This window comes from Sulfuricurvum sp. RIFCSPLOWO2_12_FULL_43_24, assembly GCF_001829605.1.
Lineage (GTDB): Bacteria > Campylobacterota > Campylobacteria > Campylobacterales > Sulfurimonadaceae > Sulfuricurvum.
Genome location: NZ_MIBT01000049.1, coordinates 23,446 through 39,547, shown reverse-complemented (window position 1 = coordinate 39,547; position 16,102 = coordinate 23,446). Strand labels below are relative to the sequence as shown.

General features: G+C 40.6%; 13 protein-coding genes. 11 read left to right on the top strand and 2 right to left on the bottom strand.

Translation table 11 applies throughout. The features are described 5' to 3' along the window. The 6 genes from A3G19_RS04990 to A3G19_RS04965 form a co-directional block, all read left to right on the top strand. A partial coding sequence (locus A3G19_RS04990) for a flagellar assembly protein A (RefSeq protein WP_294870903.1) occupies positions 1–1,766 on the top strand: 1,766 nt, incomplete at its 5' end. Beyond that, positions 1,763–2,326, top strand: coding sequence for a Holliday junction branch migration protein RuvA (ruvA, locus tag A3G19_RS04985; protein WP_294870901.1), 564 nt, complete (start codon positions 1,763–1,765; stop codon positions 2,324–2,326). The genes A3G19_RS04990 and ruvA, both read left to right, overlap by 4 nt. A gap of 11 nt (positions 2,327–2,337) precedes the next feature. Then, the gene (locus tag A3G19_RS04980; RefSeq protein WP_015653922.1) at positions 2,338–3,378 is read left to right on the top strand and encodes a D-alanine--D-alanine ligase; all 1,041 of its coding nucleotides are present in this window, start codon (positions 2,338–2,340) and stop codon (positions 3,376–3,378) included. 2 nt (positions 3,379–3,380) lie between these two features. Beyond that, a complete protein-coding gene (locus A3G19_RS04975; protein WP_015653921.1) occupies positions 3,381–4,115 on the top strand; it encodes an alpha/beta hydrolase in 735 nt (244 codons plus the stop codon). A 9-nt stretch (positions 4,116–4,124) separates the two neighbouring features. Next, on the top strand, positions 4,125–5,564 hold the full coding sequence (gene murF, locus A3G19_RS04970) for a UDP-N-acetylmuramoyl-tripeptide--D-alanyl-D-alanine ligase (protein ID WP_294870899.1): 1,440 nt from the start codon (positions 4,125–4,127) through the stop codon (positions 5,562–5,564). Positions 5,565–5,650: 86 nt separating this feature from the next. After that, the gene (locus A3G19_RS04965) at positions 5,651–6,148 is read left to right on the top strand and encodes an HIT domain-containing protein (RefSeq protein ID WP_294870897.1); all 498 of its coding nucleotides are present in this window, start codon (positions 5,651–5,653) and stop codon (positions 6,146–6,148) included. Between the two features lie 33 nt (positions 6,149–6,181). On the opposite strand, the gene A3G19_RS04960 is transcribed toward A3G19_RS04965, so the two are convergent. Continuing rightward, entirely contained in the window at positions 6,182–6,832 is a 651-nt protein-coding gene (locus A3G19_RS04960; RefSeq protein WP_294870895.1) for an OmpA family protein, read from the bottom strand. 186 nt (positions 6,833–7,018) lie between these two features. Here A3G19_RS04960 and A3G19_RS04955 point away from each other — a divergent pair, with 186 nt between their 5' ends. Beyond that, positions 7,019–7,696 carry a response regulator gene (locus tag A3G19_RS04955; RefSeq protein ID WP_294870893.1) on the top strand — a complete coding sequence of 226 codons (678 nt, stop codon included), beginning with the start codon at positions 7,019–7,021 and terminating at the stop codon, positions 7,694–7,696. Positions 7,697–7,699: 3 nt separating this feature from the next. On the opposite strand, the gene A3G19_RS04950 is transcribed toward A3G19_RS04955, so the two are convergent. Beyond that, entirely contained in the window at positions 7,700–10,132 is a 2,433-nt protein-coding gene (locus tag A3G19_RS04950; protein WP_294870891.1) for an ABC transporter substrate-binding protein, read from the bottom strand. A 348-nt stretch (positions 10,133–10,480) separates the two neighbouring features. Between A3G19_RS04950 and A3G19_RS04945 the strand changes: the two genes are divergently transcribed. The 4 genes from A3G19_RS04945 to A3G19_RS04930 all read left to right on the top strand — a co-directional run bounded on the left by A3G19_RS04945 (position 10,481) and on the right by A3G19_RS04930 (position 16,066). Next, on the top strand, positions 10,481–11,896 hold the full coding sequence (locus A3G19_RS04945) for a TolC family outer membrane protein (protein WP_015653915.1): 1,416 nt from the start codon (positions 10,481–10,483) through the stop codon (positions 11,894–11,896). Positions 11,897–11,960: 64 nt separating this feature from the next. After that, on the top strand, positions 11,961–14,141 hold the full coding sequence (locus A3G19_RS04940) for a type I secretion system permease/ATPase (RefSeq protein ID WP_015653914.1): 2,181 nt from the start codon (positions 11,961–11,963) through the stop codon (positions 14,139–14,141). Then, entirely contained in the window at positions 14,138–15,475 is a 1,338-nt protein-coding gene (locus tag A3G19_RS04935; protein ID WP_015653913.1) for an HlyD family type I secretion periplasmic adaptor subunit, read from the top strand. The genes A3G19_RS04940 and A3G19_RS04935 overlap by 4 nt, the downstream gene beginning before the upstream one ends. Then, positions 15,476–16,066 carry a LuxR C-terminal-related transcriptional regulator gene (locus A3G19_RS04930; RefSeq protein WP_015653912.1) on the top strand — a complete coding sequence of 197 codons (591 nt, stop codon included), beginning with the start codon at positions 15,476–15,478 and terminating at the stop codon, positions 16,064–16,066. Positions 16,067–16,102 lie beyond the last annotated feature (36 nt).

The following is a 16,102-nucleotide window of genomic DNA, read 5'->3' as shown; positions in this document are numbered from 1 at the left end:
ATTTTAATCTTCTTGATACCCAAACGTTTAGCCGAACCATCGTTAACGGTCCTTCCGATGACTGGGTTGAACTCTCTTCGGATGAAGCCAGAGATTTAACAGAGGATCTTTTGTTAAATCCAAAATTTGAACTCAAACAAATTTACGAAATTGAAATTTTTCTGATTAGCAAACCTTCACTGCTGGATACGATTGATATTTCCATCGGTGGAAATACGACATTGTGTAAAATTTATTTAACCATAAAAGCGGGGAGTGACGCCGTATACTACGACCAATTCCAGCAAGACTTTCTCCACCTGGTCAATAAGAAAAAACTTCGGGCCAATATGATGATCAATCTTTTTGACTCGATGATGCTTTCAAATCTTGAGGCACTTTTAGCGAAAATCCGTGTTTTGGGCGAATACCGTTTTGAAGAACAGGAACGTTATCTGATAGCCCAAGGACATGAACCGATTGAAACGATCAACGACAAGCTGATTCTCCATTTTGAAGCCAAACGAAAAAAACAGGAAGAACATGACAGGATTGACTATTCAAAACGGGGTTTTGTGATCAGTGTGGTCAAAGATGAACTGTTGATAGAGTACGTTAAGGCACGTAAGGGTGAAAACGGGCGAAATTGTCGTGGAGAATTTATTGTTCCTAAAGAACCGATTATTAAATTTGAGCCAACCTTCGGTACAGGTGAAAAAATCGCAGTGATCGATACTCAAAATTCGATTGAATACCGAGCAGCTGCTGGGGGATACGTCACTTTTGAGGGGGGTATTTACGATATCAAAACCGAAGTGGACGTTAAAGAGATCAGTTTTAGAACGACAGGATCGATCGATACACAGCTCGATGCCGATGTCTCCATCAATGTAAGTGAAAAAGATTCGATGAAAGATGCTATCGGTATGGGGATGGAAGTGACGGTTAATGTCATCAATATCGATGGAAATATCGGTTCTAATGCGAAAGTTACCGCCAAAAAAGCAACCGTAGAGGGGCAAGTCCATCAGAGTGCCACGATCACTGCCGATGAACTAAGTATCAATATTCACAAAGGGACGGCGTACGGTAAAACGGTCAATATCACTCGACTTGAACACGGTATCGTTGACGCAGAAACGGTCTTTATTCGTCAAGCAACAGGTGGAAAAATTCGTGCGCGTGAGATTACGATTGAACTTTTGGGTTCTCACGTCAAAATGACGGCATCACATAAAATCGAGATCAAAGCTTTGCAGGGGGGAGAAAACCAATTTATCATCGATCCTCTGCTGAATGAATCGATTGATAACCTCTCAGAACAATCCAAAAAAATGGAACTGGCAAAAAAATCGATTAAAGATATTAAACGAGAGCTTGCCGGATACGAGCAAACATGGCGTGAAAATGCTCCGGCGATGGAGGAACTTAAACACAAATTGGTTCACTATAAACAAAACGGTATTAAAATGCCAAGCGCTTTTGTCGAAAAGTACCAACAGCATCAGCAGTTTAAAGGAAAAATGGACGAACTCCGTAGTGAATTAAAAACAAAAGAAGATCAGTATGCGTGGCTGAGTGAAAAACATACGGCACTCCAAAGCGGAATATTCGATGCTCGGATTATCAACCATGATCGTTGGAAAAATCATAATGAGATTATTTTTAAACTGATTGATCCCCCTATTGAAGTGATGTACGTTCCAAGTCACAATTCGGATGAGACGATACTGGGATTGCATGAGGATGAAGATGGAGAATTTACCATTAAGGTGTTATCGTCATGATCGTCGGATTAGAAGGAATTATTGATTACAAAGAGCCCTCGTCGGTTCATCTCAATGTCAACAGTGTCATTTATGAGGTTTTTATCTCATTGCATACCTATAGCACGATCGGCTCTTCAAAAACACGATTGCATATTCATCATGTCATCCGTGAAGACGCTCAACAGCTCTATGGATTTGCCGAAAAAAGTGAAAAAATCCTCTTTGAGGGAATGCTGAAAATCAACGGAATCGGGCCAAAAGCTGCTCTTGCTATCTGTTCGACCTTTACGCCGGAGCAGTTTGCGGGTATTATTTCATCTAAAGATGTGAATGCGTTGAAAAAAGTTCCGGGAATCGGGCCTAAAAGTGCAGCACGGATTATGGTTGAATTAGCCGGTTTCGATGCCGTTCTTTTAAATACGGCCCCATTGGTAAATTCTGCTACAACGGAAGCCATGATGGCGTTAGAGTCACTTGGATTCAAAAAAGAGCAGATTGCCAAGGCTTTAAGTCAGTCACATGCAACGGACACACCGACGTTAGTCAAAGAAGCGTTAAAACAACTCCAAAAACTCTAAAAGGATACACATTGAAATTAGCCATTTTATTCGGCGGAGCAAGTTATGAACATGAAATCAGCATTGTAAGTGCGATTACGGTAAAAGAAAAATTAGAGAAGCGTTTCGAACTCAGTTTTATTTTTTGTGATCAAGATCATAAATTTTATCTTATTGACGGCGCAAAAATGAAAGCGATCACCTTCTCACGCGGTGAACATCGCAAGATGCCCCAAATTTTCCTCACCAACGGCGGGTTTGAACAGCGCGGAATGTTCGGAAGCAAAAAACATGAGATGCCTATCCTCAACCTGATCCACGGTGGCGACGGTGAAGACGGCTCTATCGCCTCATTGATGGACTTTTTTCATATCCCTTTCATCGGTCCTCGCAAAGAGGCGTCCATGCTCAGTTTTGACAAACATTATACTAAGTGGTTCGCCGCTTCACTCGGTGTCAAAACATTGCCGTATGAGGTCCTTCATAAAGAGGATAAAAGAGTTATTACCACTGAGTATCCGTTTATCGTTAAACCTGCCCGTTTGGGAAGCTCAATCGGGGTGAGTATCGTTCGTGAAGCATCAGAACTTGATTACGCGCTTGATGTGGCGTTTGAATTTGATAATGTCCTTTTGATCGAGCCGTTTATTTCGGGTGTTAAAGAGTACAATCTTGCCGGTTTCAGCGCACGCGGAGAGATTACCTACTCGATCGTTGAAGAGCCTCAAAAAGCTGAGTTCCTAGACTTTGAGAAAAAATACCTCGATTTTTCCCGCTCAGGAAACGTTGCCGAAGCAGCGGTAAGTGATACGTTGGTTCAGCAATTGCGTGATGCATTTAAAACGATTTACCTGCCGTTATTCGAAGGAGCTCTTATCCGATGCGATTTCTTTGAGATCGAGGGTGAAGTCTATCTTAACGAAGTGAACCCGATTCCGGGGTCAATGGCAAATTATCTCTTTGAAGATTTTAGCAGCTCTATCCACAAACTGCTTGGATCATTGCCGGATAAAAAAGCGATTCGGGTCAATTACGATTATATCCATTCTATTTCTCAAGCCAAAGGGAAATAAGCGTGGCAGTTAAGAGCGTTCAATACAAACAGCATACGTTTTCCATCAGCTATGAGATCCTCAATCCGAGTGCCCATTACGATATTATTTTTCTGCACGGATGGGGTTCTCATAAAAATCTGATGAAACACGCTTTCGGTGCTCATCTCAAGCAGTTTCGCCATATTTACATCGATATGCCCGGTTTTGGAAACTCAACGTGCAATATGTCCTTGACTACTGAAGATTATGCAACGATTCTGGAATCTTTTATTTCATTAATCGAAGCGGATAAAATGATTATTTTAGGTCACTCTTTCGGCGGTAAAGTGGCTACACTTTTGAACCCGGAATATTTAGTATTGGTCGGTTCTGCGGGGATACTTGTCCCTAAACCGTTCAAAATTCGGGCGAAAATTGCCCTCTTCAAACTGCTGAAACTGACTGGTCTTACACAGCTACGCCGCTTTTTCGTTGCCCCAGATGCGCAAGGATTATCGCAACCGATGTATGAGACGTTTAAAAGTGTTGTGAACGAAGATTTCAGCGAAAAATTTCGTGCTTACAAAGGGAAAGCTTTGCTTTGTTTCGGACATCAGGATACGGCAACACCGATGTGGACAGCGCATAAAATTGCCGAGCTTATCTCTGACTCAAAAGTGGTTGAGTTTGACGGGGATCACTACTTCTTTTTGGAACAAGGTGCTACCGTTGCCAAGGAGATCGAAAAAATCGTTTTAAAAAGTTTAGAGCACTAAGGAGAGAGTATGGAATTGACACAAATGGTCCCGTTTATCGCTAATATCATTTTTGTAATGGCATTGGGTTGGTATCTCATTACCAACTTACAATGGTACGATTATCGGATTGAGCGGGTGGTATTGCGTCACCATAAAAGTTCTTGGCATTTTATCTATTTTATTGTCCCTTTTATCCTCTATTATATGGCAGGAGAATACTCTCTCTACGTTGTTTTAGCGTATCTTCCCCTCCTTGGTGTGTGGATTAAACGTCTTGATAAAAAACTGATTTTGACATGGCGTGTCAAACGATTTCTCATCCTTTTGGGCTCGATAGCGGTTTTATTGAATCTTCTTATCATGTTCAAAGGATACTCAAGCAGTTACAGTGTTATTTTTCCGCTTGTTTTGACCTATCTCCTTTCATGGGGAGTTGAGAAGTTTTTATTTTTGGCCTATAAGCGTGAAGCGTCGCGTAAAATTGCTTCGATGTCTGATTTAACCATTATCTGCGTTACCGGAAGCTACGGTAAGACTTCGATGAAAAACTTTATTGCTCAGGTGTTGGGTCAAAAATTTAATGTCTATGCAACCCCGCGCAGTGTTAATACGCTCGGCGGTATCATTCGTGATGTTAACGAATCGCTCCCGTCCAATACCCAAGTCTATATTTGTGAAGCGGGAGCGCGTGAGATCGGCGATATCTATGCCATTGCACAGCTTCTTCATCCTCAGATTGTCGTCGTTGGGAAAGTGGGGCCTCAACATTTGGAGTATTTTAAAACGTTGGAGCGTATTCAGCGTACCAAACTTGAAATTATTCAGTCAAACCGCCTCAAACGGGCCTTTATCCATACCTCGGTGACGGATGAACCGCATGAAAAGGTCACCTTTTTCGGGGATGATATCCATAATCTTGAGGCAACCTTGGAGGGGCTTGATTTTGATGTGAGCGTAAACGGTGAAAATCGTCATTTTCATACCTCTGTACTCGGCGGTTTCCAAACGATCAACATCAATGCGGCAATTTTGATTGCGCAGGAGATGGGGATGAGCTCGGATGAAATTGTCTCAGCCGTTGAAAAACTCAAAAGTGTCGAACACCGTCTTGAGCGGATCGATGCGGGGGGTAAAATCATCCTTGATGACGGTTACAACGGCAATATTGACGGAATGTTGGAAGGGGTGCGCCTTTGCTCGCTGCATAATGGGCGCAAAGTAATCGTGACACCGGGATTGGTTGAGAGCACGGAAGAGCTTAACAGCGAGCTTATCCGTGCAATTAACGGTGTATTTGATATTGCGATCATCACAGGGGCACTCAATGCGGCGCAATTTGATAAAGAGCTCAATGTCCCTCAAAAAATTATGCTCTCTGATAAATCGCAAATGGTAAAAACTTTAGGTGAAGTGACCCGTGCAGGTGATATCATTTTGTTCGCCAATGACGCACCGAATTTTATTTAAACCACTTCCGTTCGTGGTGAGCTTGTCGAACCACGGGTTAGCTACCCTTCGACAGGCTCAGGGCGAACGGACTTAAAAGGTCTAGTATGGACAATATTTTATACGCCCCATGGCGAAACGATTACGTGAGCGGTGAAAAGAGTGAAGGGTGTGTGTTTTGTCATATCAGCACACATGCAGACCATGATGAATCGCTCCATGTTCTTTATCGGGATGAGCACTGTTTTATCGTCATGAACCGCTACCCTTATACCCCCGGCCATTTTATGATTATCCCCCATCATCATACCGATTCCCTAGAAGCACTTGAGCCAAAAGTATGGCTGCATATCACCGCTTTGGCGCAGCGCGGTGTAAAAATGCTCAAAGAGAGCTTTGGCTCACACGGTGTCAATATCGGGATGAATTTAGGGAGTGCAGGGGGAGCAGGGATTGCTGAGCATATCCATCTGCATTTGGTTCCGAGGTGGGAGAAAGACACAAACTTTATCACCTCGATAGCCGAAACACGAGTTTATTCGACCGATTTTGAGAAAATTTACCAACGATTAAAAGAAGTATCAGAAAACTATTTTAAAGAGTAATTTCCCATCAAGGGAAATTGTGAGGCAGATAAATTAACGAATTTCGACTTCGATACGGCGGTTTTGTGCACGGCCTGCATCGGTATCATTGGTAGCGATCGGTTCATGCGATCCTTTACCCGAGGTTTTGATACGATTGGCATCGATACCGTTTGTGATCAATTTATCACCTAATGCACGTGCGCGAGCTTCGGAACGGGGCTGATTTCGTTCATCATTTCCGATAATATCAGTATGTCCTACAATCGTGATATTTGAAGCGGGATTGTTTTTCATAAAATTTGTGAGATCAATAACATCTTGAGCGGCAGATGTAGGGATTAGGTTGGAGGCAAATGCAAAGTTCAGGTGTAGTGTGACACTTTTCGGACACCCTTTGATATCAACTTGATATCCTTTTGGGGTATCAGGACATTGATCTTTTGAATCAACGACACCGTCTCCATCTGCATCTCCTTCACTTTTAACAACTGGAACCGCCGCTGCAACAGGAAGCGTTTTTTTCTCTAAACAGCAATCAGGGTGTGTTGGAGCAAAATTTGCGCTCTCTACCGACATGGTACGATTTTCCTTACCGTCGAAATAAGAGACTTTTTGCTCTGCCGCCTGTGCATGAACGGTAAATCCCATCAATAACGCTGTTAGAGCTATTGAAGATTGCAAATTTGAAGGTATAGTTTTCATTAGAGGAATAGTTCCTTTTTACTTTTAATTGCCAATATTGTAACATACAAATGTGGTTCAAAAGTGCAAACATAGGTGTAAAAATAGTTTATTTTGGTAAGTGCTAATAAAACCTTCAATTTTGAGATATTCTTGCGATGCGTATGGGATAAAATCAGTAAATTAAAATTAAAACGGAGATAAGGGATGCTTGAACGTCTCAAAGATAAAGCGATCCTCTTTCTTGAAGATAATATTGAATTTGCCACCAATAGTATTGATCTATTGCACGTGTTTGTCCAAGACGTTTATCATGCACAAAGCATATCGGAAGCCAATATAATTCTCCATTCTAATCTTATTGATATTATTATTTGCGATATTAAACTTAAAAATGAAAACGGGCTCGATTTTATACGAGATTTTAGAAAGAAAAATACCAAAATACCGATAATTGTTATTAGCGGGCATAAAGATGAAGAATTTTTGTTTCGTGCCATTCCCCTCGGTCTTACAGCTTATCTGCTTAAACCAATTAAATATGAGATGCTGATTAATGTGTTAAAGCAGTGTCTAGAGATGATTGAAATTCACCAAATGGAAAAAATTGAGTTAAAAGAGGGATGGTTTTATAACATTGAGAATAAATGTTTGGAGAAAGAGGGTATTACCCATACCCTTAATAAAAAAGAGGCTCTTTTCATGGAACTTCTCTCCCAAAATCGTGACCGTCTTATTACTAAAGAGATGATTAACGGATCAGTTTGGCAGTTTGATGAGATGTCCAATTCGGCCATTACCAATTTTATATTGCGAATCCGCCGCCGTTTTGGTAAAAATTTTGTCTTTACGATTCCCGATATCGGATATCGTCTTAAAACGTAAATTTTATCTTAAAAGAATTCGTGCACATAATCCCGAATCGTTGTTTTCGAGTAGCAGTTTTGCATGATATTTTGAGGTGATTTCATAGCACATTTGAAGTCCTAACCCATTCATAGAAGTATTCAACTCCATCCCTCCGCCATTATCACAAAATAATATTTCGTTATCGGTAATTCGAATAGTGATTAAAGGCATTGGTACCTGCCGAGTTTTTAATGCTTCGATGGCGTTATTCATCAGATTAAGCCAAACCTGCATCCACTCATTCTTTATCCCTGAAATCACAACATTCTCATCGCCTTCTATTGTGATCTGTATCAAGTTATCCAACAGTTTCGTTTCGATAATAAAGAGGGAAGCGTGAATGGATTCCATCAGATTAAAAGGGGCGGAAACATCGTTTTTTTTGTAAAATTCGAGGAAACTTTGCATTGTATGGGACATAAAATCGATGGTTTTTTCGATCTCATCGCATTGTTTGAGGAGGGTTGGTTCATCAATACTTTGTGCTACTTTGAGTTTTGCCATGGTAAGTAGATTGATGGAACTTAATTTTGAGAGCGGTTCGCGCCATTGGTGGGATATATTGGCAATCATATTACCCAGTTCCGCTTGTTTGGCTTTTTGAAACAATAGTTTCTCTTGTTCAGTGTTTTTTGCGACGTGTTCAGTGACTTTTTTTTGTAACAGCCAGTTCCACAGCATGACAATAATACTTAATCCCCCCGTTGCCACAAGAAGATAAAGAAGCAGCCAAAAATAGCGATTGGTTTCATGTACAACTGCAGTGTATCGATTATAAATCATTTGCATCATCGGTTCATTAACACTGTGTACCAATTTCTCAAAAATATCATGCAGTATCGGTTCGTCATTTCGGGTTCCTATTCCAAGGTTAGTTTCCTCATTGAGTTTGGAAGATACTTTTAAAACGCCGTTATATTCCTTTTGAATCGATGCTGATACAACGCTAAGGGTATCGATATACCCATATAGCTCTCCACTTTCGACTCTTTTGAGCCCCTCTTTCATGGAAGCTACTTCAACAATGGTGAGATTGGGATAGAGTGATTTGAGTTTATCCGTAATGGCATACCCTTTGACCGCTCCCAGTTTTTTTCCTTCGAGTGTTCCGATCTCATCAATAAAGAGTTTATCCAAGGTTGTCACCATCACAATCGGAAGGGTCATATAAGCAGAGGTGAAGTTCATGTATTTCAGACGATCCGGTGTGCTGGAAGCGAGAGAAAATATATCGCATTCACGATTTTTGGCATGATTGATCGATTCTTGCCATGATGTTACAGGGACAAGCTCGAAAGGGATGTGAAGTTTATGTTCAAAATCTTTCATCACATCCGCAGCAATACCGATATGCTTGCCTTCTTCTACGGCTTCAAGCGGAAACCAGTAAGGATCAACGCAGACACGGATAGTTTTCTTTTGGAGTAAATACTCTTTTTCTTTTTGGGTTAAATCGATACCGTTTTTAAATGCTGATTGAATATCGTTGAACATAAAATTGCCCAGTTTTTGTTCTGAGTTCAAAGTTCCTGAATACATCAACTGCTTATAGGCACGTAAGACTAATTCTTCATTGGTCTGACCAATTGAATAAAAATCGGTCATCATCAGCCTCTTGGTCTCTTGTGCTTCGAAAAGAAGGGCTTCACGCGATTTCCCGCAATGGTATTTTTCAATCAGGAGGTTGATGATTTCATCTTGGTGGGTTAGTGCGTATTTCCATCCCTCATTGGATGCTTTGATAAATTTTTCCGTTTGATCAGGGTGCGCAACCGCTTCTTGAGGTGAGGTAAAAAGGTTAACGGCACTCATAACAAAACCATAGTCTGTAGGATCGATTATCTCATATTGCATACCGATTTTATCAAGCTGATAAAGCTGGTTGGAGCGAAATGCGCTCATGACATCCACTTTCCCGTGGATAAAGTCATCGATCTTAAAAGTATGATCGACAAAACGGGCATTTTTGGAGGAGATGTCGAAATGATTGAAGAGAAGGGCTAGGTTACTGTACTTCAACTCATCTTTGGTCCCCATAACGGTTTTACCTATGATATCCGAGGGGTGCTTTATCCCTTTTTTAGCAACAAAAATGAGAGGAGATTGCTGAAAATAGGTAGCCAGTAATACCAATGGTTTTATCTGAGAATTTTCGACAACGATACTGGAATTATAGGTTCCATACGTTGCTTTTTGTGTCAATACATCTGAAATAATATCAATATTAGGTTGGTATTCTCGCAATTCGACATTTAAACCGGCATCACGGTAAAATCCCTTCTCTTTGGCAGCTATAAAACCTGCGAATTGAAATTGGTATTTCCAATCCAGTTGAATAGAGACTTTATTGAGATTTCTTTGTGACCAAAGCGGAATGGAAAGAATGATAAGAAAGAGCAATATAAACCGCATCAAATCCCTTTCTTAAATTTTTTACTTATATGTACAGTATAATGGCTTTTAACTCTTATTTCGCTTTGTATATTGAAAAATATGCTTTGAGGACATTTGAACCACATTTAGGTGATAATATACAGTTTGAAAACAGTGGATGTGGAACTGTTTTACGGATATTGTTTTAAATTTGCGATGTGAATGAGATAGGTAAGGTATACAATTCTGACCGTGACGATGAAAATCAGAGTTTTGTATACATTGAAGATAACTCTTTAAGTGGTTTTTCATGAATCAGTTGCTACTCTAATCATTGAGATTTAATATGAACTTATTTTAAACAATCGTAGTGGAGATTACTAAGTTATGAAGTATCACAATAATACCTTTTCAAAAGTAGCCGTAACGTTATCGTTGTGTGCATTCTCATCCTTAAATGCATTAACATTGCAAGAAGGGGTTGATGAAGTTCTCTCATCCCATCCGGTTGTCTTGGAACGTTTGCATAACTACCGTGCAACCCTTGAAGATTTACGAACAACAGAAGCACAATACCTTCCGACGCTCGATTATTCCGGTTCAATTGCACGTGAGAGAACCAAATCTCCGAGTACAGGCTTTGCAAGTCGTTCTTTAACAACCTATGAACATTCATTGCAACTGACTCAAAATCTTTTCAACGGTTTCGGCACGATGTATGAAGCTGATTATAACAAAGCACGTATTTTGTCTGCGGCAAACCACTATATCGAAAATGCGAATGATGCGGCTTATAACTTTACCAATACCTACATCAATGCTTTAAAAGCACGTGATTTACTCTGTATCGCTAAAGCAAATGTTGATTTTAACACTGATATCTATACAAAAGTCAATAAGCTTTATGAAGCAGGGATGACAACTCGTTCTGAATCTGAAAAAGCCGATACTTCTCTCTCCTTGGCAAAGTCTAATTATGTCGTGGCTAAAAATAATGTGGATGATGCATTGTTTAATTTGGAACGTGTATTGGGCCGATCCGTTAAAGTTGAAGAGCTTCAAGACGGCAAATTTCAAGGTTCTATGCCCTCAACTCTCAGTGATATGAAAGAGTATGCACGTGCACACAACCCATCAGTATTGGTTAGTGAATATAATATCAAAGCATCTCGTGCTCAGCGTGAAGCGTCGTATAAAAATTATTATCCGACGATTGATGCATATGCTCGTCAAAGTTGGGCAAACGATGCAGGTGGATTAGAGGGGAATGATGATCGCCGCGCTTTTGGATTGACGCTTAAATACAATCTTTATCGCGGTGGTGCGGATGAGTCTCAAATCCAGAAAAATCTGAGCAAAATTTATCAAGAGTCTGAAAATAAGCGGGAAACTGTCCGAAAGCTGGATGAGCAGGGTGAACTTTCATGGTCGGCACGTCATTATCTAACAGAACAGCTTGATCATCTGAAACGTTACGAAGCGACCAGTGCTAAAACCCTTGAACTCTATCAAAAAGAGTATGATTTGGGTCGCCGAACCTTACTCGATCTGTTGGTTGCACAAAACGATCATGTAGCGGCACAATCACAAATCGTACGTGCTGAAAATGACCTTTTATTTGCCCATTATCGTATTTTAGATGCGATGGGATCAATGGTTCAAAATGTTTTGGGTTCAAAAGCCGAAGCCAATACGCAAAAAGTAGGATTGGTCGTATTGGATAATCATCTCGATAACGATGATAAAATCGAAAATCTTATATTTGCGGATCGTAAGATTGACAAATACAAACGAGATAATTGAATAATTCTAGTAATCATTTTGCTATCGTGCGCGTGGTTATATTTTTATATTAAGGTTAATGTGAATGAATGAGGAAATAGAAGGGCGGATTGCAGATCCGGAAGGAGCAGCATTCGGCGTTGATCCATTGTTGCAATGTCTGGTATTGTTTACGCAGCTTTATCATAAACCTTTTACCGCAGAAGCTCTCATGGCAGGTTTGCCAAGTGCACCATGGGGTGGGGCCCTTCGTCTTTTTAGTTTAAAATCTTCCAAAGGTATGTTTTCCCGTGCCGCAAGCCGAGCCGGTTTAAAAAGTACCTTGGTTAACCGCAAAATTTCTGATATTTCTGCTCTTCAGCTTCCAATGATTTTGTTATTGGAAAATTCCCATGCGTGTATTTTAGATTCTATTTCTCACGATCGAAAAAAATGCAAAATTATTCTTCCGGCAGAAGAGGCTATCGAAGAGACGATTCCTATGGAAATGCTCGAAGAAGAGTATACAGGCTTTGCCTTCCTCGTCAAAAAGCCATTTGTCTATAATGAAGATGACTCCTTAACCCTCAATGTCAAGCATAAACATTGGTTTTGGGATACGTTGAAACTTTCCAAAAATATTTATCGTGATGTGATTTATGCAACGGTTTTGGTCAATCTTTTTGTCTTGGCAAGTCCTCTCTTTACAATGAGTGTGTATGACCGTGTTATCCCGAATAATGCAACTGAAACTCTTTGGGTTTTTGCCATCGGAGTGTTGGTCGTCTATGTTTTAGATACGTTTTTAAAATTTACCCGTGCAATGCTTTTGGAGAGTGCCGGTAAAAAGAGTGACATTATTATGTCGTCAATTATTTTTGAAAAAGTACTCGATTTGAAAATGATCTCCCATCCAAAATCGGTCGGTTCGTTTGCGAGTAATTTAAAAGATTTTGACTCCATTCGTTCTTTTTTGACCAATGCTACCTTGACGGCATTGGTTGATTTTCCGTTTGCTCTACTGTTCTTATTGGTTATCGGCTACATCGGCGGATGGATGGTTGTGGTCCCAATCGTGATGATGCTTCTTATTTTGGGATACGCGATTTTTATGCGTAATCCACTGCGTGAGAGCATTGAAGAGACCCATAAAGCCTCCGCAGCCAAAAGTTCCATTTTGATTGAAGCGTTGCAAAATATCGAAACCCTAAAAACATTAGGGGCTACGGGTCAAGTACAATGGGCATGGGAAGAGGCTACCGGAGAGATTGCTCAAAGAAGTTTGAAATCACGTTTGATTTCTACTTCCATCTCTACCGTGACCGGTTTTTTAACGCAGCTTACTACCGTTTTATTGGTTATCGTCGGCGTTTATCTCATTGGTGAACATGAACTGACAATGGGTGGTCTTATTGCTATTATTATTATCGCCGGACGCACAGTTGCTCCGATGGGGCAAGCAGCGGCATTGATCGCTAATTATTCGGATGCTAAAGCAGCGTATGATGCAATTGAAGGAATTATTTCTCAGCCATCCGAACGCCCGCATGGGAAAAAATTCATTACCCGTCCCCAGCTTAAAGGGGAAATTGAATTTAAAAACGTCAGTTTTGCGTATGATGAATCGTCCCATAGTGCATTAAAAAATATTTCATTTTCAGTGAAGCCGGGTGAAAAAGTAGCAATCATCGGTCGTATCGGGTCAGGGAAAAGTACAATTTCAAAATTGTTACTCCATCTTTATGAACCAAATGAAGGGTCTATCTTACTGGATGGTATTGATATTAAACAGATTGATCCAGCGGATTTACGTAAAAATATTTCGTATGTTTCCCAAGATATTGCCCTGTTCAAAGGATCTGTCAAAGACAACATTGCATATCGTTCAACCCGCTCCAGTGATGAGCAGATGATTCGTGCTTCCGTGATTTCGGGTGCAGATGAATTTATCCGTAAACACCCTAAAGGGTATGAAATGCCAATTGGTGAGAGAGGGATGGGCCTCTCAGGTGGTCAGCGCCAAAGTATCGGTATCGCTCGTGCATTGTTGTTTGAGTCACCGATTATTATTATGGATGAACCGACAAATGCGATGGATCAGTTGAGTGAAAATCGTCTTATTGCGAATTTAAAAAGCTATTTGGAGGATAAAACCGCTATTTTGATTACACAAAAAAATACGATTCTCCCATTAGTTGATCGTATTATCGTGATGAACGAGGGGCAAGTATATCTGGATGGTCCACGAGAGCAGGTAATCGCGAAACTTTCAGGAGGTGTCGTATGAGTGAAAAAAAACGGTTCTCTTTTGATGCCAATGATTATCAGTTTATGCGCAGTGTTTCCGCCGCAGTATTGGAAGACACTCCATCACGTCTTCGTTCTGTTCTCCTTTTTTGGATTGTAACGATTATTTTCGTATTATTATGGGCGGCACTTTCTCCGATCGATGAAATTGTACGTGGGGATGGCAAGGTTATTCCCGGCGGTGAAAATCAAATGATTCAACATCTCGAAGGGGGGATGGTGAGTGCGATTATGGTTAAAGAGGGGCAAAAAGTTAAAGCAGATGATACTTTGCTTCGAGTTGACAATTTAAAATCCTCTTCTAACTATGAGAGTTCCCAGTTTAAATCGGTTGAACTGAGAGCCAAAATTGTACGTCTTCGTGCTGAATCTTCCGGTGGGGCTTTTTCTCCTACAGCAGATGATATGGCAAAAATTCCGATGCAGATTATGCAAGAGAGAAGTGTCTACAGCTCAAATCAAGAGCGTCTCCGTTCTCAAATTTCGGCATTGAATGATCAACTTGCCCAAAAGAAAAATGAAAAGATCGAAGCCCAAGGACGTATTATGGAGCAAAAACGCGCTCTTGCACTGATACGTGAAGAGGTGGCGATTTCTGAGCCAATGGTGGCGCAAGGGATTAAGCCTCGTGTTGAATTTTTGAAACTTCAACGTGAATTGAGTGATGTGAGTGAGCGTTATAATGCGGTTCTCTCTTCTATCCCAAGACTCAATGCGGCAATCAATGAGATGAGCAGCAAAATGCGTGAAGTACGCTCTGAATTTACAATGAAAGCACAGATGGAACTGAATGAAGCTGAAACGGAGTACAGTCGTGTCGGTGCTGAGAGTTCCGCTTTGGCCGACCAAGTGACCCGTACCGTGATTAAATCTCCTATTAACGGTATCGTTCAAAAACTCTACGTTAATACGGTAGGCGGAGTTATTAAACCGGGTGATAATCTAATCGAAATCGTCCCAACCGAAGGGGGATTGCTGGCGGAAGCGAAAGTTAAACCTGCAGATATCGCTTTTATCTATCCGGGGCAGGATGCGATTGTAAAAGTGACAGCGTATGATTTCTCACTTTATGGATCATTGCATGGAAAAGTGGTTACGATCAGTCCGGATACGGTAACGGATAAAAATGACAATGTTTATTATGTCGTCAAAATTCAAACGGATAAAAAATATCTTGGAAGTAAAGAAAAACCCCTCAAAATCATCCCCGGGATGATGATCAATGTTGATATTATTACCGGCGAAAAAACGATTTTAGAGTACATTTTAAAACCGATTTTAAAAGCCAAACAATATACGTTTACGGAGCGATAAGTGAAGTTGTATTTAATCTCGAATGATATCACGTTGCGTGCACGATGGATCGGAATTTTGAGTGCTTTGCAGCCTAAAACTCTTTCTGTATTTTCATCGGATATAGAAGCCTCATCGATTGTTATGGTATTGGATCGTGTATTAGACAATATGTCGGATGAAGTGTTGAGAGAATTTTTCAAACATCGTGTCATGATTCTCTCTATTACCCCTAATTTTCACGAATCACAAAAGTTTTTGTCACTTGGGGCAATGGGCTATGGTAATGCGATGATGCATGAATCTCATTTGTACTCCGTTTATCAAGCCCTTGAAGAGGGAAAAATATGGCTTCATCCTGATTTTATTACGATGATGATTTCGCAAATTCGCGAGCACAATATCCCAAAAGAAAAATCCTTGAAAATACTGGATGTTCTAAGCCATCGTGAACGTGAAGTTGCCCTTATGCTCGGTGATGGAGCTACCCACCAAGAAATTTCGGATTCACTGGATATTACGGTTCGAACAGTCAAAGCACACGCAACTTCGATCTACCAAAAACTCGATCTAAAAGATCGTCTTGCCCTCTCTCTTCTCCTGCACGCCTAACTTTATCCGCAATTAGTACCTAAGTACAATAGTATT

Bases quoted from the DNA above. Each gene is read 5' to 3' on its own strand.
- A3G19_RS04965 (WP_294870897.1), top strand. From the start codon at position 5,651: ATGGACAATATTTTATACGCCCCATGGCGAAACGATTACGTGAGCGGT.
- A3G19_RS04955 (WP_294870893.1), top strand. From the start codon at position 7,019: ATGCTTGAACGTCTCAAAGATAAAGCGATCCTCTTTCTTGAAGATAAT.
- A3G19_RS04935 (WP_015653913.1), top strand. From the start codon at position 14,138: ATGAGTGAAAAAAAACGGTTCTCTTTTGATGCCAATGATTATCAGTTT.
- A3G19_RS04945 (WP_015653915.1), top strand. From the start codon at position 10,481: ATGAAGTATCACAATAATACCTTTTCAAAAGTAGCCGTAACGTTATCG.
- ruvA (WP_294870901.1), top strand. From the start codon at position 1,763: ATGATCGTCGGATTAGAAGGAATTATTGATTACAAAGAGCCCTCGTCG.
- A3G19_RS04940 (WP_015653914.1), top strand. From the start codon at position 11,961: ATGAATGAGGAAATAGAAGGGCGGATTGCAGATCCGGAAGGAGCAGCA.
- A3G19_RS04950 (WP_294870891.1), bottom strand. From the start codon at position 10,132: ATGCGGTTTATATTGCTCTTTCTTATCATTCTTTCCATTCCGCTTTGG.
- murF (WP_294870899.1), top strand. From the start codon at position 4,125: ATGGAATTGACACAAATGGTCCCGTTTATCGCTAATATCATTTTTGTA.
- A3G19_RS04960 (WP_294870895.1), bottom strand. From the start codon at position 6,832: ATGAAAACTATACCTTCAAATTTGCAATCTTCAATAGCTCTAACAGCG.